Consider the following 16,664-nt stretch of genomic DNA (forward strand, 5'->3'; position numbering starts at 1 on the left):
AGAGCAAGGAGAACAGCATGACTTCCACCCTTTTCATCACCGGCGCCACCTCGGGATTTGGCGAAGCCTGCGCCCGGCGATTCGCCCAGGCCGGCTGGTCGCTGGTGCTGACCGGCCGCCGCGCCGCACGCCTGCAGGCGCTCAAGGATGAGCTTTCGGCCCTGACCGATGTGCACACGCTGGAGCTGGATGTGCGCGATCGCAAGGCCATGGAAGCGGCCATTGCAGGCCTGCCGGCGAAGTACGAAAAGATCCGTGGCCTGATCAACAACGCCGGCCTGGCCCTGGGCGCCGACCCCGCGCCCAAATGCGACCTGGATGACTGGGACGTCATGGTCGATACCAACATCAAGGGCCTGATGTACAGCACCCGTCTGCTGCTGCCGCACCTGATCGCCCATGGCCGTGGTGCGAGCATCGTCAACCTGGGTTCGGTGGCCGGCAACTGGCCCTATCCTGGCAGCCACGTGTACGGAGCCACCAAGGCGTTCGTCGGCCAGTTCTCGTTGAACCTGCGCAACGACCTCGTGGGCACCGGCGTGCGTGTCACCAACATTGAGCCGGGCCTGTGCGAGAGCGAGTTTTCCCTGGTGCGCTTCGGCGGAGACCAGGCCAAGTACGACGCCACATACGCCGGCGCCGAAGCCATCCAGCCGGAAGACATCGCCGAAACCATTTTCTGGATCATGAACCAGCCGGCCCACGTGAACATCAACAGCCTGGAGCTCATGCCAGTGAGCCAGACCTGGGCGGGCTTCGCGGTCAATCGTTCAGCGAAGTGATACGTGTCGAGCGCCCCAGCAGCTGCAGGGCGCGATCCGGGTAGTCGGTGATCAGGCCATTCGCTCCCATGTCCAGCAGGTGGCGCATGGCCGGTTGCTCGTTGATGGTCCACATCTGGACTGCCAGGCCGCGCTGCAGGGCGGTCCGCATGAGGCTGTCGCTGGCCACTTGCAGACCGCCGCTGCGCTCGGGGATCTGCAAGGCCTGGTAGGAGGGGCTGACCAGGCTGCCCAGGCCGATCCAGTTCAATGCCACCAACAGGCGCACGGAAGTGGGGCCGGCCGACGTGGCGACGCCGGGACAGACTTCGCGGAAGCGCTTGAGGCTGCGTTCGTAGAAACTCCCCACCAGCACTCGCTGGCGCTGCTGGTGCTTGTCCAGCAACGCGCACAACTGCTCCTCCATGCCCACATCCGGCACCTTGATCTCAACGACCTTGGGTTGCTCCGGAAAACGCTCCAGCACCTCGGCGAAGGTGGGGATGCGAATGCCCTGGCCACGGTACGGGTAGCTCTCGCCACCGTCGGCACTCCAGCGGTAGCCGGCGTCCAGGGCCTGCACGTCCGTCAGGGCGAGGTCGGCCACCTGGCCGTCGCCGTTGGTGGTGCGGTCCACCCGCGGGTCATGCAGTACCACCAGCTCGCCGTCGCGGGTGCGACGGACATCCATTTCGAGCATGTCCACCTTGAGGGCGGCGGCCCGCTCGAAGGCGAACAGGGTGTTCTCCGGCCAGAGGCCGCGACCGCCGCGATGGGCAATAACCAGCGGGTGGTCGCCCAGACCTGCGAGCACGGCAGGGCGTTCCGCCGGGCGGCTGGTCAGGGCCAGCGCAAGCAAGGCGACAACGACAAGGAACAGGGGGGCGAGAAAGAATCGGGCGAAGCGCTTCATGTTGTTCTTATCCGTAAGACGTGGACAGGCGTGCCGAATCAAACGCGGGGACTATGACAAAGACGTGACGGTGAGGCGAGGGGGAGGTGTGCGGGTTGGGACAAGGAACTCGTTGCAATATCTATCGCGAATGAATTCGCTCCCACAGAAGAACCCGCACACGCCCTTGTGGGAGCGAATTCATTCGCGAAAACCCCGGATGGGGTGTCCTTGGACTCAGCTCGCCAGCAACCACACGCCGGCACTGGCCGAAACACCACCTGCGATGCGCACCAGTGGTGCGGCGGTACGCGGCAAAGCGCGAACCAGGCCGTAGCCGGCGGCATGCAGGGCGGCAGTGGCGGCGACGAAACCGGCGGCGTAGCCCAATGGGCTGGACAGGTCCGGCAGTTCGAGGCCGTGGGCGACACCGTGGGCCAGGGCGAACGCCACAGTCAGACCCACGGCCAGCCACAGCGGCGGGCGCACCGCCAAGGCGACCAAAAGGCCGAGGGCGAGCACCGAGCCGGCGATACCGGTTTCCATCAGCGGCATTTCCACACCGGCGAAGCCCAGCAGGCCCCCCAGCAGCATGGTGCCGACGAAAGTGAGCGGCAGTGCCCAACGAGCGGGGCCCTGTTGCTGTGCGGCCCAGAGACCGACGGCGAGCATGGCCAGCAGGTGATCGAGGCCGGAAATCGGGTGGGCGATGCCCGACATCATGCCGGCGTGGTCATGGCCAGCATGGGCGAAGGCCATGGCCGGTGTGAGAAACAGGGCGATGGCGAAGAGCGTCTTGCGCAGGTTCATGGTGAGGCTCCTTTCTCATGTTTAGGTTCAGGCGGCCAGCAGGCCCTGCTTCTCGATGAAGGCGATGATCTCGTCGAGACCCTGGCCGACCTTCTGATTGCTGAACACGAATGGCCGCTCGCCGCGCATCTTGCGGGCGTCGCGGTCCATCACTTCCAGGGACGCGCCGACCATGGGCGCCAGATCCACCTTGTTGATCACCAGCAGGTCGGACTTGCAGATACCGGGGCCGCCCTTGCGTGGCAGCTTGTCGCCGGCGGAAACGTCGATCACGTAGATGGTCAGGTCGGAGAGTTCCGGGCTGAAGGTGGCGGAAAGGTTGTCGCCGCCGGACTCCACCAGGATCAGGTCCAGACCGGGGAAGCGGCGATTGAGCTGCTCCACGGCTTCGAGGTTGATCGAGGCGTCTTCGCGGATCGCGGTGTGCGGGCAGCCTCCGGTCTCGACGCCAATGATGCGCTCCGGCGCCAGGGCCTCGTTGCGCACCAGGAACTGGGCGTCTTCCTGGGTGTAGATGTCGTTGGTCACCACCGCGAGGTTGTAGCGCTCGCGCAGCGCACGGCAGAGGGCCAGGGTCAGGGCGGTCTTGCCGGAACCTACCGGGCCGCCGATACCGACGCGCAAGGGTTGGCTGTTCATATGCTGTGCATCTCCTAGGAACGGAACAGACGGCTGTATTGACGCTCATGCGCCATGCTCGCCAAGGACAGGCCGAAGGCGGCGCTGCCCCAGCGGGTCGGGGGGATTTCACTGGCTTCGCGCTGCGCCTGCTCCAGGCAGGGCAGCAGGGCGGAGGTCAGGCGCTGGGCGGCCTGCTGGCCCAGCGGCAGGGTCTTCATCAGCACCGCCAGCTGGTTTTCCAGCCAGCCCCAGAGCCAGGCGGCCAGGGCGTCCGGCGGCGCGATGGACCAGGCGCGGGCGGCCAGGGCCCAGGCCACGGCCAGGCCGGGTTCTTCCAGCTCGCCGAGCAGATGGCGCGCGGCGTCGTCCTGCTCGGGGAGGTCATGCAGGAGTTGCTGCAGGGAATAACCCATTTGCCGGCTTTCCAACTGCAGTTCGCGGGTTTCGCGGCTGGCGCGATGACGCTCGGCGAGGCGCTTCAGCTCGATCCAGTCTTCGCGTGCTGCTGCATCGCAGTGGGCCAGCAACAAGGGCGCCTCGAAGCGCGCAAGGTTGAGTAGCAGCTGATCCCTGATCCAGCGCGCGGCGCTATCCGGGTCATGCACCTGGCCCGAGTCCACGGCCAGCTCTAGCCCCTGGGAATAGCTGTAGCCGCCAATGGGCAGCTGCGGACTGGCGAGGCGGAGCAATTGCCAGGCGTTGTTCACTTGCGCACACCGAACTGATGCAGGCGTGGTGCGTAGCTGAAATCGGCTTCGAGCTGATGAGAATGGTGATGGCCACCGCCATAGGCGCCGTGCTCGGGCTGGAAGCCCGCTTCGATGTTTTCCACCGTGGCGCCCAGTTGTTCGAGCATCGCCTTCAGCACGTAATCGTCCAGCAGGCGCAGCCAGCCATCGCCGATCTGCAGGGCGACGTGGCGGTTGCCAAGGTGGTAGGCAGCGCGGGTCAATTCGAAGGCGCTGACGCAGGTGACATGGAGCAGGGCTTCGGGGCGGGCGCTGATGCGCACCACTCGGCCGTCCTGGCTGCGCAGGCAATCGCCGTCGCGCAGGGGCGGCTGGCCGCGTTCGAGGAACAGGCCGACGTCTTCGCCCTTCACCGTGAAGCAGCGCAGACGGCTCTTGCTGCGCCCTTCATAGGTCAGCAACAGCTCTTCGTCCCAGCTCGATTGGGCTTCTATTCGTTCGTGGATGACCAGCATCGGGTGAATCCGGCAGTGTGCAATGCCGGGTGCAGAGCAAGGCCCTTGCCAAGATGGCCGGGCGCCCGCTCACAGGGGCTTTGGCGAAGCCGTGCCTGCCTGTGGGGCGTGATGATGGTCCGTGATGGTGCGAGCTGCACCCAGGTGGTGCGGCGGTATTGGCGGAACGGTCAGCTTTTTGGCTTGCCGGGGCCGAGCCAGTGTTTGCCACCGATCATGATGAAGCGCAGCTGCTGGGTGATCTTGGCGGCAGGCAGGAGGTGCGGCGGCAGATTGTCCGCCGGCGGGTCGATCAGTTCCGGAAGGGTGGCGAATACCGTTTTCACCACCAGGTCGGCTACCAGGTCCAGGCAGTCGTCATCCAGGTGCGGCATGCGGTTAATCAACTTGAGGTCCGCAGCCAGATCATCGGTGATGCGTTGGCGCAGTGCGCCGATGGCCTGGCGTACGGCATGCGAGCCGCCGTATTGCTCGCGGGCGAGGAAGAGAAACTGGCCGCGATTGGCGGCAACTGCATCCAGGAAGATGCGCACCGAGGCTTCGATGATGCCGCCCAGCTCGAACTCGTTCTGGCGCACCATGCGGATCGTTGCGCGAAAGGTCTCGCCGACTTCCTCGACCAGGGCCAGGCCGAGTTCGTCCATATCGTTGAAATGGCGATAGAAGCCGGTGGGCACGATGCCGGCGTTGCGCGCCACTTCCCGCAGGCTCAGGCCGCCGAAGCCGCGTCCGCTGTCCATCAGGAGGCGCGCGGCGTCCATCAGGGCGTGGCGGGTCTGCTGCTTCTGTTCCGAGCGTTGAGTCATGGGGCGCGGCCGTTGGCGAATGTGCGGCGCACTCTAGCAAAAGCGCTTTGGGGGCGTCGAACCCGCTTCAGTGAACACGTGTTGACTGTAATTCGTCTCTTCATGCAGCCTAGTGCACAACTGTTCACTAGAGTCTGTCCATGCCCCTTTTGTCCCTATCCCTGGCGCGCCGTTTCGGCCCTGCGCTCTGGCCTCTGCGTGCGCTGGTCGCCGGAGGGTGGTTGCAGGAGTCCGAACTGGATTGCCTGCTGCGCCGCGCTCATCCGGTCCTGCGACTGAACCGGGTGTTCGCCCGCGTCGAGTCCCGTCGCTGGGTGGCCGACGACATGCTCGCTCTCGGCCTGCGCACCAATGGCAATGCGCACGGCTGGCGACCCGGCCAGCATGTGCGGCTTTACCAGGAGCTGGATGGCGTCCGTCATGGACGCAGCTATAGCCTGCTGGCGGCGGAGGTGGACGGACGCATCGAACTGGCGGTGAAACGCCAACCGGGTGGACGCCTTTCCAACGGGTTGCTGGATCGGCTGGAGGTGGGCCACGTGCTGGAGCTGGAACCGGCCCAGGGTGAACTGGCTTGGCCGAGCGACGCGGCTTCCGTATTGCTACTGGCCGCCGGCTCGGGCATCACCCCCTTGCTCGGCCTGCTGCGCCAGGCGCTGGCCCGTGGCTTCAGTGCGCCGGTGACACTGTTGCACTACGTGCGTCGGCGCAGTCAGCGCGCCTTCAGCGAAGAACTGCAGGCACTGATGCGGCGCCATCCCAACCTTCAGGTGCGCTGGGCTATCAGCGGCGAGGCACCCTTGGCCGATGAGCTGATGGGGCGCTTCCGGGCGGATCATCTGGCCGGGTGGCCGGCCCACAGCCTGCTGGCTTGCGGGCCGCATGGTTTCGTGGCGGGCGTTCGTGACTGGTGGCAGGCATTGCCCCGCGACGGCAGCCTGCAACTGGAGGCCTTCACGCCTCCGGCGCCCGCGGTCGGGATTGGCACAGCAGTGCGCCTGCGTTTTGCCCGGTCGCATCGGGAGTTGCCCGGCAGCAGCGCCGTCAATCTGCTGGAACAGGCCGAATCCCACGGTTTGCGCCCGCCCCATGGCTGCCGCCAGGGCATCTGCGCGGGATGCACCTGCCAGCTGCTGGCCGGCAGCGTGCGAGACCTGCGCACCGGCGCTGTGACAGCCGGGCCGGGTCTGCCGATCCGCCTCTGCGTCAGCGCGCCGGTGGGCGATGTGGAATTGGAACTCTAGGACTTGTGATGCGAAGCGACCGCGAACTTACCCCTGCCGAGCTGGATGCCTTCGGCGTTGAGCTGGACGACTTGCGCCAGCGCACCCTGGACGACCTGGGCGAAGCCGATGCCCGCTACATTCGCCGCATCCGTGCGGCTGTGCGTTTCTGCTGCTGGAGCGGGCGCGTCTTGCTGCTGCTCGGTTGGTTCCCACCCAGCTGGCTGCTGGGCGTGGCCCTGCTCGGGCTGGGCAAGATCCTCGAAAACATGGAGCTGGGTCATAACGTCATGCATGGCCAGTACGACTGGATGAACGACCCGGAGCTGCGCGGCACCCGCTATGAATGGGATATCGCCGGGCCTTCCGACTTCTGGCGACATACCCATAATCACATCCACCACAGCTACACCAACGTGCTCGGCATGGATGATGACGTGGGCTATGGCGTGGTGCGGCTGTTTCCCGAGCAGCGCTGGAAGCCCTTCTACCGCTGGCAACCATTGTGGGTGGCGTTGCAGGCTGTGCTGTTCCAGTACTCGGTAGCCGTGCAGCACCTGCGCCTGGATCAGTACGTCAAGGGCCGTATGAGCGCCGATGAATTGCGCCCGCTACTGCGTCAGTTCAATGCCAAGGTACTGCGCCAATCGGTGAAGGATTACCTGGCTTTTCCGCTCCTGGCGTTGCTGGTGGGAGGGAGCGTGACGGCGGTGCTCGTGGGGAGTCTACTGGCCAACCTGATCCGCAACCTGTGGACTTTTACCGTGATCTTCTGCGGCCACTTCACTGAGCGCGCGGCGGTCTTCCCCGCCGACGTGCTGGAAGGGGAAAGTCGTGGTCACTGGTACCTGCGCCAACTGCGCGGCTCCAGCAATCTGGAAGGTGGCCCGTTGTTCCATATCCTCACCGGCAACCTCAGTCACCAGATCGAACACCATCTGTTCCCCGACCTGCCGGCGCGGCGTTATTCCGAGATGGCCAAGCAGGTGCGGGAGATCGCCCGGCGATATGGGCAGGATTACAACAGCGGTCGTTTGTCGGTGCAGTTCGGCAGCGTGATGAAGCGCATCTGGAAGTACCGGTTGGCCTGAGTTCGCAAGTGAACACGTGCTTGTGGGTTGGGTCGGGCGGCGCTCCGCCGAGGAACGAAGCCAAACGGCAGGCGCTTCCCTCTCCCTCTGGGAGAGGGGTTGGGAGTGAGGGACGGTTGTGGCCGCTCTGGCGCCCAAGGGCGAACCTGCGGTCCGCTTGGCGAATGAACTCGCCCGTACAGATTGCGGATATCCACAAACAACAAGCCCGGCATCCGCCGGGCTTTGAGGGTTTGCCGCTTACTGCGATCAACTGATGCGCTGGGCTTGTGGCAGGCGATCGGCGCCACCTTCGGCAACGCGCAGGGCATTCGTGCGATCGGCGCCACCTTCGGCGACGCGCAGGGCGTTGTTGCGATCGGCGCCACCTTCGGCGACGCGCAGGGCGTTGGTGCGATCGGCGCCACCTTCGGCGACGCGCAGGGCGTTGGTGCGATCGGCGCCACCTTCGGCGACGCGCAGGGCATTGGTGCGATCAGAGCCACCCTCAGCCACGCGGTCCAGGACCATGAAGCCGCCTTCCACTGCAACCGGCTCGATGACCTGGATGCTGGTACCTTCCTTCGATTCACCCAGTACTGGCTGGAAAGCGGCCGGCAGGGCGAAAGCGCTGGTGCTCAGGGCGGCGATGAACAGGGCGGCGAAGGCTTGGGTTTTCATGATCGTGGGCTCCTCGAAGGGGGCTGGAAGCGGGGTACGGAGCCAATTCTACGGACGGGGATTCGATTAAAAAGTGATCACTCTAGATAGGGAACATCAACGCCGTTAATGTTCTGTGGAGCCTTTTATAATCAATGCCTTGCGCCAACTTGCAGGCATGTGGGCGGAATAGGCGGCAATGGAAGCGATGCGTTCGATGGAGCATCTCGGCACATTCGCAGGTCGATAAGGCATGGAGATCACGTGGCCCGCGAGCGGCTGCCGTGAGCAACGGGGAGAAGTGCATGACGCGAGGTCTTCGCATCCTGGCCAGGACGGTCCTGGCATTGGCGCTGCTGCTGGCGGCCTTGCTGGTGCTGGTTGCCACCTTCGACTGGAACCGCATCAAACCGGCACTCAACCAGCGTGTATCCGCCGAGCTGGGGCGGGAGTTCGCCATCGAAGGCGATCTCAGCGTCATCTGGCAGCGCGAGGAAGGTGAGGGGGGCTGGCGTGCCCTGTTGCCCTGGCCGCATTTCGTGGCCGAGAAGCTGCACCTGGGGAATCCCGAATGGGCCAAGGGGGGCGACTTCGTCACGCTGGAACGGGTGGAGTTCCGTGTCGCGCCGCTGCCGCTGCTCTGGCAGCAGCTGAGCATCCCGCGCATCGATCTGGGTAGCCCCAAGGCCAACGTCCGGCGCCTGTCGGATGGCCGTAATAACTGGACCTTCGAGCTGCCGGAAAAGCCGCAGGACGGACAGCAGCAGGGCTCCAGCTGGAGCCTGGATATCGGCACCATTGGCTTCGACAAGGGCCAGGTCAAGGTGGATGACGCCCAGACCGGCACCCGGCTCGACATTCTCATCGATCCACTGGGCAAGCCCATTCCGTTCAGTGAGCTGCTGCCGGCCAAGGGAGCCCGGCCGGCGGCGACCACCGCTCAGGACTACGCCTTCGGCTGGCAGGCGAAGGGCAGTTACAAGAGCCAGCCGCTGGATGGCAAGGGCAAGGCGGGTGGCTTGCTGGCGTTGCAGAATGCCGACCTGCCATTCCCGCTGCAGGCTGAAATCAAGGCCGGCGACACTCGCATCGCCTTGCTGGGAACCTTGACTGACCCGCGCGAGCTCGGCGCCCTCGACCTGCGTCTGCAGCTTTCCGGCAAGAGCCTCGCCCAGCTCTATCCGCTGACGGGCGTCACGCTGCCGGAAACTCCGGCTTACTCCACCGACGGCCGGCTGGTGGCCCAACTGCAAGAACCCGGTGGGGCGAAGTTCCACTACCAGGGGTTCAACGGTCGCATTGGCGGTAGCGATATCCATGGCGATCTCACGTATGTCGCCAGCCAGCCCCGGCCCAAGCTCTCCGGCACCCTGACTTCGGAACAGCTACGCTTCGCCGATCTCGGCCCACTGATCGGCGCTGATTCACGGGCGGGTCAGCAGGCGCGTGGCGTCACTACGCGGCAGCCGACGGACAAGGTGCTGCCGGTGGAGGAATTCCGCACCGAACGCTGGCGGGCAATGGATGCCGATGTGAATTTCACCGGCAAGCGCATCCAGCACAGCGAGAAGCTGCCCTTCACCGACCTCTCCACCCATGTGCTGCTCGATGACGGCCTGCTCAGCCTTGCACCTCTGCGCTTTGGCGTAGCTGGTGGCGACCTGGATTCCACGATCCGTCTCGACGGGCGACGCATGCCACTGACTGGCAGGGCGCAGATCAAGGCGCGGCACTTCAAGCTCAAGGCGCTGTTCCCAAATGTCCAGGCTATGCGCAACAGCCTGGGCGAACTGAACGGCACGGCGGACCTTTCCGGCACCGGAAACTCGGTGGCAGCGCTGCTGGGCACGGCCAATGGCGATGTGCAGATGCTGGTCAACGACGGCACCATCAGCCGCAACCTGATGGAGATCGCCGGGCTCAATATGGGCAATTACCTGGTGGGGCGGCTGTTCGGCGACGAGGAAGTGAAGATCAATTGCGCGGCGGCAGACCTGGGCCTGAAGGACGGCCTGATGACCCCGCGCCTGTTCGTCTTCGACACCGAGAATGCACTGGTGCGGATCGACGGCAATGCCAACTTCCGCAACGAGCGCCTGGATCTCAGCGTCAATCCGGATTCCAAGGGCGTGCGGGTGTTCTCGCTGCGTTCGCCACTCTACGTGCGCGGCACCTTCAAGAATCCCCAGGCCGGGGTTCAGACAGTGCCGTTGGTGGTGCGCGGGGCTGGCATGCTGGCGTTGGGTGTGGCGGTAGCGCCGGCAGCTGCCTTGCTGGCGCTGGTGGCGCCGGCGGCCGGAGGCGGCGAGGGTAATGCGTGCCAGCCCCTGTTGCAGCAGATGCACAAGCGTTAGGCGGACGCTTTACCGAGGACTCGCTGATGCGTTTGCCGGGCCGGCCTCAAAGCTGATCGCGCTCCGCCTGCTCACGCTGGCCGCAGGTCATGAAGCCCTTGTGACGTACGCGGCCGGTGCTGTCGAAGCTGATGTGATAGGGCTGTTGGTGCCCTTCTTCATTGAGGATGTAGTTGTTGCAGGAACCCGGGTGCACGCTGCGCTGGACGACTGAAGAGGGACGCCCACCGATGATCAGCACCTGCTGCCGGCTCATTCCGGGTTCGACTTCCTCCACCAGAGGCTGGTTGCGGAAGGTGAGATAGTCGGTGGGGTTTTCGATCTTGCTGGCGCAGCCCGCCATCGATGCCAGGGCACAAGCCATGACAAGCGCTTGCTTGTACATCATGGGTCCTCATGGGTTAACGCTGTTGAAACACAGCGCTTGGATCATCGGAAACTGGGGAGAGTTCGCCCGAGTTCGCCGGTAGGCGAAGCAGGCGATGGACGGCATTGCGCCAGCAGCTGGCGAAATGCCTGGAGGAGGGACTGAAAGCCCCGGCGGGCGAGGCTTTCAGGAGATCTGATGGCGAATTGCCCGATGCCACCGTTCGGTAGCGATAAGGCCGATCAATAACCGTCGTGTTCCGCCTGCTTCTGGGCCTTCTCGCGCTCGGCCTGCTCGCGTTGCTGGCAGGTCATGAAGCCCTTTTCCTCGACCCGGCCGCTGCCGTCGAAGCTGACGTGGTACGCCTGCTGGTGGCCGTCCTGGTTGAGGATGTAATCGTTGCAGATACCGGCATTGACCTTGCGACGGGCAGACGACGATGGCGGGCCGCCGATGTTGCGCACCTGCGATTCGGTCATGCCTTCTTCGACCTGCTTGACCAGCGGCTGGTCGCGGTAGGTGTAGTAGTCGGTGGGGTTTTCCAACTTGCTGGCGCAGCCGGCCATCGAGGCCAGGGCGCAGGCCAGCAGCAACGCTTGCTTGCTCATGGCAGAACTTCCCTATCTGGCGCGGGCTCGCCCCGCGATGGGGTTGAGCCTAGCAGGCAGTTGAAAAACTACCTGCGCTGTCGATGGGGTGTCCCGGTTCGCCGTTGAATCCTCAGCCGTAGCGTTTCTTCGCTTCGATGGCCAGGCCGCTGCCGATGCTGCCGAACAGGTTGCCTTCCACCTGGCGGGCATTGGGCAGCATCGCCGCCACGCTCTGGCGCAGCGCCGGAATGCCGCTGGAGCCACCGGTGAAGAACAGGGTGTCGACCTGGTCGGCTCGCACGCCGGCCTGGTTCAGCAGGGCATCGACACTGGCGCGGATACGCACCAGGAGGTCGTCGATGGCGCTCTCGAACAGCGCGCGGGTCAGCATCACGTCCAGGCCGGGTTCGATACGTGTCAGGTCGATGCGGCGGTTCTCGCCCTCGGTCAGCTCGATCTTGCTGTCTTCCACCTGCATCGCCAGCCAGTGGCCGGCGCGCTGCTCGATCAGGCTGAAGAGGCGGTCGATGCCGGTCGCGTCGACGATGTCGTAGCGCATGTTCTTCAGCGCCAGTTGCGCCTTCTGGGCGTACACGGCGTTGATGGTGTGCCAGGTAGCCAGGTTAAGGTGGTAGCTGGTGGGCATCAGCGCATCGCTCTTCATGCGGCTGCCATAGCCGAACAGCGGCATCACGCCTTGCAGGCTGAGTTGCTTGTCGAAGTCGGTGCCGCCGATGTGCACGCCGCCGGTGGCGAGAATGTCGTCCTGGCGATCGGCCACTTCGCGGCGCTCGGGCGAGAGGCGTACCAGGGAAAAGTCCGAGGTACCGCCGCCGATGTCGACGATCAGCACCAGTTCCTCACGCTCGATTTCGCGCTCGTAGTCGAACGCAGCAGCGATGGGTTCGAACTGGAAGGACACATCCTTGAAGCCGAGCTTCTGCGCCACGGCCACCAAGGTGTTCTGGGCTTCCTGATCGGCTTCCGGATCGTCATCCACGAAGAACACCGGGCGACCCAGTACCACCTGCTCGAACTCGTGGCCGGCAGCTGTTTCGGCGCGCTGCTTGAGCTGGCCGATGAACAGGCCAAGGAGGTCCTTGAAGGGCAGGGCGCTGCCCAGCACCGTGGTTTCGCTCTTGAGCAGCGGCGAGCCCAGCAGGCTCTTCAGCGAGCGCATCAGGCGGCCTTCATAGCCTTCCAGGTATTCGTGCAGGGCCTGGCGGCCATAGGCCGGGCGGCGTTCCTCGGTGTTGAAGAAAACCACCGAAGGCAGGGTGAACTTGTCGTCCTCCAGGGCGATCAGCGGCTCCACATCCGGGCGCCACCATCCGACGGTGGAGTTGGAGGTTCCGAAGTCGATGCCCAGGGCCTGGGCGGAGAGGACGTTGCTCATGTCGCGGGTGTTCCGAAAAAAACGGCCGAGCAGTTTACGCGAGCGGAATCAGGTTGTCCGGCACAGTTCGTCGCGCTGGCTAGACTTCCCTCCTGTGGATAAACAGGGAGACCCTTCCATGAAGAAACTATGCCTGCCCGTGATGTTCATCGCCCTGCTGGCCGCCGGCCAGGGCTTCGCCGCTACCCAGCAGGAAAAGATGAAAACCTGCAACGCCGACGCCTCGGCCAAGTCCCTCAAGGGCGACGAGCGCAAGGCCTTCATGAGCAAGTGCCTGAAGATGACCCAGCAGGAGCGCATGACGGCCTGCAACAAGGACGCTTCGGAAAAGACCCTGAAAGGTGACGAGCGCAAGGCTTTCATGAGCCAGTGCCTGAAGAAGGACTAGCGCAAGCCTCGACGCCAGCTTCCCGACATTGAACTGGCTAGATGTACGCCAGTAACCGGCCTGCCGACATTACCCCGCACCAGATCAGTATCGACAGCGCCACCTGCAGCCGCCCGCCAGCGGGTGGCTGCTGGTCCCAGTCCACCAGCCGTGCGCTCCACAGAGCGCGGAACAGCAAGGCGTTGACGACTCCCACGGCGACCAGCAGCAGCTTGAGTTGCAGCAGCCAGTTCCCCAACAGTGGCCCCGCGTCGGCGGCGAACAGGCAGAAACCGGTAAACAGCAGGAGCAGCAACCCGGCAATTCCGATCGGTGTCAGGCGGCGCGACGTCTCCTGCAGCGGCACTTCGCGGGCAAGTCCGAGCAGGCGCAGATCGAGCAGCAGCATCGAGCCGAGCAACATCACCAGCCCGAGCAGGTGCAGCAGGTTGGCCGCCGGGTAGAACAGCGTGGACTCGCGCATCAGCGTGCCAAAGGGCGAGGCCTCCAGCTGTTCCGCCCAGGGCAGGACGAACTCCATCACCGCCTCAGCGCAGCTCCACCGTGCGTCCGTCGACGATCACTCGCTCCGCGCGGATCTCCGCCGTGCCGTCCTTGCGTGGGTACCCGATAATGCTCACCCGCTTGCCGGGGAGCAGGTCCGCTTCCGGTAATCCTCGCGCCGCCATGCGGCTGATGGGCGCCAGCACCACGTGCCATTCACGGCCTTCGTAGTCGATGGTGATATGCGCATGGGGATTGCGGTAGGAGAGTTCCTTGACCGGCGCCTCGATGGTCAGCGTCTTGCCGGCGTCATAGGAGCTCCAGCCGTGATGGGCTAAGGCAGCGGTGGCGCCGAGTACCAGGGCGAAGAAGGCGATCAGCAGGGTGAGCTTTCTCATTGGGTGGCCTCCAGGCAGCGACCCGGAAAGCGTAGGCGCTCTATGGATTAATCGCCGCCGGGGCAGTTTCCCGAAACACAATGGTCGCTGAGCAACTGCGGGAGCGAATTCCTTCGCGATTGAAATCGCTCCCACAGCGGATTGCCGGATCGGTGAAGCGTGATCCCCCTACGGCATCCCCATCCAGCCCAGAGTCAGAGACGTCAGCACCAGGTAACGCCCCGCTTTGGCCAGCGTCACCAGCGCTAGGAACACCCAGAAGGATTCCCGCATCACCCCGGCCACAAGGGTCAGTGGATCGCCGATCACCGGTACCCAGGCCAGCAGCAGCGACCAGCGCCCGTAGCGGTGGTAGAAGGCCTGAGCCCGTTCCATCTGCGCCGGCTTTACCGGGAACCAGCGGCGTTCGCGGAAGTGCTCCAGGTAGCGTCCCAGCCACCAGTTCACCAGCGAGCCCAATACATTGCCGAAGGTTGCTACCGCCACCAGCGCCCAGGCCGGATGGGCCTTGCCCAGCAGAAGTCCGACCAGCACGGCTTCTGATTGCAGGGGGAGCAGGGTGGCGGCGCCGAAGGCGGACAGGAACAGGCCCAGGTAGGCGGTGAGTGCCAGCACGGCAGCGTCTCGAAAAAGGGGGCGTCAGTGTGGCGGCCGACGAAGTGCCGGACAAGTCGGGTGGCGCTTAAGCGAATTGAAAGACTGATCCGTTAGAATGGGCGCAGTCTGACAATGGAAAAACGGGGGCGTCGACTCCAGAGTTACGGAGCCGGCTTCATTCTGACCCCCTTCTGATCTTTGGTGCCCTTTATGCGTAGAGCTTCTCATCACGAGTTGCGCACGGCCTTTCGTGCGCTGCTGGACTCGGATTCCTGTTATCACACCGCTTCGGTGTTCGACCCCATGTCCGCCCGCATCGCTGCTGACCTCGGTTTCGAAGTCGGCATTCTCGGTGGCTCGGTTGCGTCCCTGCAGGTGCTCGCCGCGCCTGACTTCGCCCTGATCACGCTCAGCGAGTTCGTCGAACAGGCCACCCGCATCGGCCGCGTTTCGCGCCTGCCGGTCATCGCCGACGCCGACCACGGCTACGGCAACGCCCTCAACGTGATGCGTACCGTGGTCGAACTGGAGCGTGCCGGCATCGCCGCACTGACCATCGAAGACACCCTGCTGCCGGCCCAGTTCGGCCGCAAGTCCACCGACCTGATCCCGGTGGAAGAGGGCGTCGGCAAGATCCGCGCTGCCCTGGAGGCGCGCGTCGATCCGGACCTGGCGATCATCGCCCGCACCCACGCCGGTGTGCTCAGTACCGACGAAGTGATCAAGCGCACCAAGGCCTATGAGGCTGCCGGCGCAGATGGCATCTGCATGGTCGGCGTGGCTGACTTCGAGCATCTGGAAAAGATCGCCGAGCACTTGAGCATTCCGCTGATGCTGGTCACGTACGGCAACCCCAAACTGCGTGACAACGAGCGCCTCGCCCGCCTTGGCGTGCGCATCGTGGTCAATGGACACGCTGCCTACTTCGCCGCCATCAAGGCGACCTACGACTGCCTGCGCGAGCAGCGCCAGGTAGCCACCGGCACCGAACTTACCGCCACCGAACTCACCCACAAGTACACCTTGCCCGAGGACTACATCATCTGGGCCGAGGAGTTCATGGACGTGAAGGAGTAGCGCGACCTCCACTTGTCGCCTGACGACCGCCCCCCTTGCAAAAGGCCGGAAGAAAGCCCAAATCTTCCACAGAGCCTTGAGCAAGCGGGAGGTCAGCATGGCCAGCGGTTGGGCCGGCGATGGCGCCGTCCAGGAACAGATCGACAGCACTATCGAAGATGCCATTCAGCGCGCGCGCAGCCAGTTGCCGAAGGGCGAAAGCCTGACGCACTGCGAGGAGTGCGACGCCCCTATCCCCGAAGCCCGCCGCAAGGCGATCCCCGGCGTGCACCTGTGCGTCGCCTGCCAGACCGAACACGACAAGGAAAATGCGGCCTTTACCGGGTACAACCGGCGGGGGAGCAAGGACAGTCAGTTGCGGTAGGGCGATATCTAGAGTCGATCCTGCGCTTTGCTGTAGACCAGCCCGCGCTCACGCTTGCCGACGCTGATCACGACCACTGTGATTCGCTGATCTTCGACCCGGTACACCAACCGATACCCGGCAGTGCGGAGCTTGATCTTGAAGCAGTCAGGCATGCCGTGAAGGGCATCGCCCGGTACTCGCGGTCGTTGCAACCGCTGTTTCAGCTTCTACTTGAATTGCTCCCGGACGGTATCGCCGAGCTTGCGCCATTTCTTCAGCGCCGAAGGCAGGAACTCCAGTTCATAGATCATCGAGGCTGACTTTAACTCCCTTCTCGTGGGCACGGCTGCGGACTATCTCGGCGAGATCCTGATCGTCCAGATAGTCCATCAGCGCTTCGAAGGTTTCAGCCGGAACCATGTAGGCCATGACCTTGTTGTGATTGAGAACAGCCACCGGGGCACCTTTCGCACCGGACACTACGGCTGAAGGGTTTTTCTTCAGCTCGGATACGCTGACGGCAACATTGGCAAGAACGCTCTGCATGAATTTGGCTCCTATATAGGGAGCCAAATCCTGGTCTTTTTATGGCGCTTACTCAAGCCACAGGTTGGTCTGGGA

At 64.3% G+C, this 16,664-nt stretch carries 21 protein-coding genes and 1 pseudogene; 7 read left to right on the forward strand and 15 right to left on the reverse strand.

What is annotated here, in order from left to right; genetic code table 11:
- Positions 1 to 17: 17 nt before the first annotated feature.
- Positions 18 to 782 carry an SDR family oxidoreductase gene (locus E8E75_RS20025; RefSeq protein ID WP_120655339.1) on the forward strand — a complete coding sequence of 255 codons (765 nt, stop codon included), beginning with the start codon at positions 18 to 20 and terminating at the stop codon, positions 780 to 782.
- Here E8E75_RS20025 and E8E75_RS20030 read toward each other — a convergent pair.
- The 6 genes from E8E75_RS20030 to E8E75_RS20055 all read right to left on the reverse strand — a co-directional run bounded on the left by E8E75_RS20030 (position 763) and on the right by E8E75_RS20055 (position 5,094).
- Positions 763 to 1,674: a glycerophosphodiester phosphodiesterase gene (locus E8E75_RS20030; RefSeq protein WP_120654279.1), complete on the reverse strand. Its 912-nt coding sequence runs from the start codon at positions 1,672 to 1,674 to the stop codon at positions 763 to 765. The genes E8E75_RS20025 and E8E75_RS20030 overlap by 20 nt on opposite strands.
- Positions 1,675 to 1,890: 216 nt before the next feature.
- Positions 1,891 to 2,463 carry a HupE/UreJ family protein gene (locus E8E75_RS20035; protein ID WP_153918084.1) on the reverse strand — a complete coding sequence of 191 codons (573 nt, stop codon included), beginning with the start codon at positions 2,461 to 2,463 and terminating at the stop codon, positions 1,891 to 1,893.
- Between the two features lie 27 nt (positions 2,464 to 2,490).
- On the reverse strand, positions 2,491 to 3,102 hold the full coding sequence (ureG, locus tag E8E75_RS20040) for an urease accessory protein UreG (protein WP_120654281.1): 612 nt from the start codon (positions 3,100 to 3,102) through the stop codon (positions 2,491 to 2,493).
- A 14-nt stretch (positions 3,103 to 3,116) separates the two neighbouring features.
- Positions 3,117 to 3,791: an urease accessory UreF family protein gene (locus E8E75_RS20045; protein WP_120654282.1), complete on the reverse strand. Its 675-nt coding sequence runs from the start codon at positions 3,789 to 3,791 to the stop codon at positions 3,117 to 3,119.
- Positions 3,788 to 4,288 (reverse strand): urease accessory protein UreE, encoded by a 501-nt coding sequence (gene ureE / locus E8E75_RS20050; RefSeq protein ID WP_153918082.1) that lies wholly within the window; start codon positions 4,286 to 4,288, stop codon positions 3,788 to 3,790. The genes E8E75_RS20045 and ureE overlap by 4 nt, the downstream gene beginning before the upstream one ends.
- 170 nt (positions 4,289 to 4,458) lie before the next feature.
- A complete protein-coding gene (locus E8E75_RS20055; RefSeq protein ID WP_120654284.1) occupies positions 4,459 to 5,094 on the reverse strand; it encodes a TetR family transcriptional regulator in 636 nt (211 codons plus the stop codon).
- Positions 5,095 to 5,234: 140 nt separating this feature from the next.
- Here E8E75_RS20055 and E8E75_RS20060 point away from each other — a divergent pair, with 140 nt between their 5' ends.
- Positions 5,235 to 6,338, forward strand: a complete 1,104-nt coding sequence (locus tag E8E75_RS20060; protein ID WP_153918080.1) for a ferredoxin reductase — start codon at positions 5,235 to 5,237, stop codon at positions 6,336 to 6,338.
- An 8-nt stretch (positions 6,339 to 6,346) separates the two neighbouring features.
- Positions 6,347 to 7,408, forward strand: coding sequence for a fatty acid desaturase (locus E8E75_RS20065; protein WP_153918078.1), 1,062 nt, complete (start codon positions 6,347 to 6,349; stop codon positions 7,406 to 7,408).
- Between the two features lie 249 nt (positions 7,409 to 7,657).
- Here E8E75_RS20065 and E8E75_RS20070 read toward each other — a convergent pair whose 3' ends face one another.
- Positions 7,658 to 8,068, reverse strand: a complete 411-nt coding sequence (locus E8E75_RS20070; RefSeq protein WP_280359657.1) for a phage infection protein — start codon at positions 8,066 to 8,068, stop codon at positions 7,658 to 7,660.
- A 284-nt stretch (positions 8,069 to 8,352) separates the two neighbouring features.
- Between E8E75_RS20070 and E8E75_RS20075 the strand changes: the two genes are divergently transcribed.
- Complete coding sequence (locus E8E75_RS20075; protein ID WP_153918073.1) at positions 8,353 to 10,401, forward strand: AsmA family protein; 2,049 nt, start codon at positions 8,353 to 8,355, stop codon at positions 10,399 to 10,401.
- A 46-nt stretch (positions 10,402 to 10,447) separates the two neighbouring features.
- On the opposite strand, the gene osmE (E8E75_RS20080) is transcribed toward E8E75_RS20075, so the two are convergent.
- From osmE (E8E75_RS20080) to E8E75_RS20090, 3 genes are all read right to left on the reverse strand, one after another.
- Positions 10,448 to 10,786, reverse strand: coding sequence for an osmotically-inducible lipoprotein OsmE (osmE, locus tag E8E75_RS20080; RefSeq protein WP_120654287.1), 339 nt, complete (start codon positions 10,784 to 10,786; stop codon positions 10,448 to 10,450).
- Positions 10,787 to 11,010: 224 nt separating this feature from the next.
- Positions 11,011 to 11,376 (reverse strand): osmotically-inducible lipoprotein OsmE, encoded by a 366-nt coding sequence (gene osmE / locus E8E75_RS20085; protein WP_120654288.1) that lies wholly within the window; start codon positions 11,374 to 11,376, stop codon positions 11,011 to 11,013.
- 112 nt (positions 11,377 to 11,488) lie between these two features.
- Entirely contained in the window at positions 11,489 to 12,754 is a 1,266-nt protein-coding gene (locus tag E8E75_RS20090; RefSeq protein WP_120654289.1) for an Hsp70 family protein, read from the reverse strand.
- A gap of 118 nt (positions 12,755 to 12,872) precedes the next feature.
- Between E8E75_RS20090 and E8E75_RS20095 the strand changes: the two genes are divergently transcribed.
- Complete coding sequence (locus tag E8E75_RS20095) at positions 12,873 to 13,142, forward strand: PsiF family protein (RefSeq protein ID WP_120654290.1); 270 nt, start codon at positions 12,873 to 12,875, stop codon at positions 13,140 to 13,142.
- 37 nt (positions 13,143 to 13,179) lie between these two features.
- Here E8E75_RS20095 and E8E75_RS20100 read toward each other — a convergent pair whose 3' ends face one another.
- From E8E75_RS20100 to E8E75_RS20110, 3 genes are all read right to left on the reverse strand, one after another.
- A complete protein-coding gene (locus E8E75_RS20100) occupies positions 13,180 to 13,662 on the reverse strand; it encodes a hypothetical protein (RefSeq protein ID WP_120654291.1) in 483 nt (160 codons plus the stop codon).
- Positions 13,663 to 13,669: 7 nt separating this feature from the next.
- Complete coding sequence (locus E8E75_RS20105) at positions 13,670 to 14,023, reverse strand: DUF6152 family protein (RefSeq protein WP_120654292.1); 354 nt, start codon at positions 14,021 to 14,023, stop codon at positions 13,670 to 13,672.
- A 168-nt stretch (positions 14,024 to 14,191) separates the two neighbouring features.
- The gene (locus E8E75_RS20110; protein ID WP_120654293.1) at positions 14,192 to 14,638 is read right to left on the reverse strand and encodes a YqaA family protein; all 447 of its coding nucleotides are present in this window, start codon (positions 14,636 to 14,638) and stop codon (positions 14,192 to 14,194) included.
- Between the two features lie 192 nt (positions 14,639 to 14,830).
- On the opposite strand from E8E75_RS20110, the gene E8E75_RS20115 reads away from it, so the two are divergent.
- Both E8E75_RS20115 and E8E75_RS20120 read left to right on the forward strand, forming a co-directional pair.
- Positions 14,831 to 15,697, forward strand: coding sequence for an oxaloacetate decarboxylase (locus E8E75_RS20115; RefSeq protein WP_120654294.1), 867 nt, complete (start codon positions 14,831 to 14,833; stop codon positions 15,695 to 15,697).
- A 97-nt stretch (positions 15,698 to 15,794) separates the two neighbouring features.
- On the forward strand, positions 15,795 to 16,061 hold the full coding sequence (locus E8E75_RS20120) for a DksA/TraR family C4-type zinc finger protein (protein ID WP_120654295.1): 267 nt from the start codon (positions 15,795 to 15,797) through the stop codon (positions 16,059 to 16,061).
- An 8-nt stretch (positions 16,062 to 16,069) separates the two neighbouring features.
- Here the strand turns inward: E8E75_RS20120 and E8E75_RS20125 are convergent.
- Together E8E75_RS20125 and E8E75_RS20130 are read right to left on the reverse strand one after the other, a co-directional pair.
- Positions 16,070 to 16,354: pseudogene (locus E8E75_RS20125) on the reverse strand (type II toxin-antitoxin system RelE/ParE family toxin).
- Positions 16,344 to 16,589 (reverse strand): type II toxin-antitoxin system Phd/YefM family antitoxin, encoded by a 246-nt coding sequence (locus E8E75_RS20130; RefSeq protein ID WP_120654296.1) that lies wholly within the window; start codon positions 16,587 to 16,589, stop codon positions 16,344 to 16,346. Before E8E75_RS20130 ends, E8E75_RS20125 begins: the two are co-directional and overlap by 11 nt.
- Between the last annotated feature and the right edge of the window lie 75 nt (positions 16,590 to 16,664).

Origin of the sequence: Pseudomonas sp. BN606 (assembly GCF_029873115.1) — a bacterium.
Lineage (GTDB): Bacteria > Pseudomonadota > Gammaproteobacteria > Pseudomonadales > Pseudomonadaceae > Metapseudomonas.

What these genes read in the sequence shown, in the direction of transcription:
- E8E75_RS20075 (WP_153918073.1), top strand. Translation starts at nt 8,353, where the DNA reads ATGACGCGAGGTCTTCGCATCCTGGCCAGGACGGTCCTGGCATTGGCG.
- E8E75_RS20090 (WP_120654289.1), bottom strand. Translation starts at nt 12,754, where the DNA reads ATGAGCAACGTCCTCTCCGCCCAGGCCCTGGGCATCGACTTCGGAACC.
- ureG (WP_120654281.1), bottom strand. Translation starts at nt 3,102, where the DNA reads ATGAACAGCCAACCCTTGCGCGTCGGTATCGGCGGCCCGGTAGGTTCC.
- E8E75_RS20030 (WP_120654279.1), bottom strand. Translation starts at nt 1,674, where the DNA reads ATGAAGCGCTTCGCCCGATTCTTTCTCGCCCCCCTGTTCCTTGTCGTT.
- osmE (WP_120654288.1), bottom strand. Translation starts at nt 11,376, where the DNA reads ATGAGCAAGCAAGCGTTGCTGCTGGCCTGCGCCCTGGCCTCGATGGCC.
- E8E75_RS20035 (WP_153918084.1), bottom strand. Translation starts at nt 2,463, where the DNA reads ATGAACCTGCGCAAGACGCTCTTCGCCATCGCCCTGTTTCTCACACCG.
- osmE (WP_120654287.1), bottom strand. Translation starts at nt 10,786, where the DNA reads ATGTACAAGCAAGCGCTTGTCATGGCTTGTGCCCTGGCATCGATGGCG.
- E8E75_RS20065 (WP_153918078.1), top strand. Translation starts at nt 6,347, where the DNA reads ATGCGAAGCGACCGCGAACTTACCCCTGCCGAGCTGGATGCCTTCGGC.
- E8E75_RS20105 (WP_120654292.1), bottom strand. Translation starts at nt 14,023, where the DNA reads ATGAGAAAGCTCACCCTGCTGATCGCCTTCTTCGCCCTGGTACTCGGC.
- E8E75_RS20120 (WP_120654295.1), top strand. Translation starts at nt 15,795, where the DNA reads ATGGCCAGCGGTTGGGCCGGCGATGGCGCCGTCCAGGAACAGATCGAC.
- E8E75_RS20060 (WP_153918080.1), top strand. Translation starts at nt 5,235, where the DNA reads ATGCCCCTTTTGTCCCTATCCCTGGCGCGCCGTTTCGGCCCTGCGCTC.
- E8E75_RS20115 (WP_120654294.1), top strand. Translation starts at nt 14,831, where the DNA reads ATGCGTAGAGCTTCTCATCACGAGTTGCGCACGGCCTTTCGTGCGCTG.
- E8E75_RS20130 (WP_120654296.1), bottom strand. Translation starts at nt 16,589, where the DNA reads ATGCAGAGCGTTCTTGCCAATGTTGCCGTCAGCGTATCCGAGCTGAAG.
- E8E75_RS20070 (WP_280359657.1), bottom strand. Translation starts at nt 8,068, where the DNA reads ATGAAAACCCAAGCCTTCGCCGCCCTGTTCATCGCCGCCCTGAGCACC.
- ureE (WP_153918082.1), bottom strand. Translation starts at nt 4,288, where the DNA reads ATGCTGGTCATCCACGAACGAATAGAAGCCCAATCGAGCTGGGACGAA.
- E8E75_RS20055 (WP_120654284.1), bottom strand. Translation starts at nt 5,094, where the DNA reads ATGACTCAACGCTCGGAACAGAAGCAGCAGACCCGCCACGCCCTGATG.
- E8E75_RS20025 (WP_120655339.1), top strand. Translation starts at nt 18, where the DNA reads ATGACTTCCACCCTTTTCATCACCGGCGCCACCTCGGGATTTGGCGAA.
- E8E75_RS20095 (WP_120654290.1), top strand. Translation starts at nt 12,873, where the DNA reads ATGAAGAAACTATGCCTGCCCGTGATGTTCATCGCCCTGCTGGCCGCC.
- E8E75_RS20100 (WP_120654291.1), bottom strand. Translation starts at nt 13,662, where the DNA reads ATGGAGTTCGTCCTGCCCTGGGCGGAACAGCTGGAGGCCTCGCCCTTT.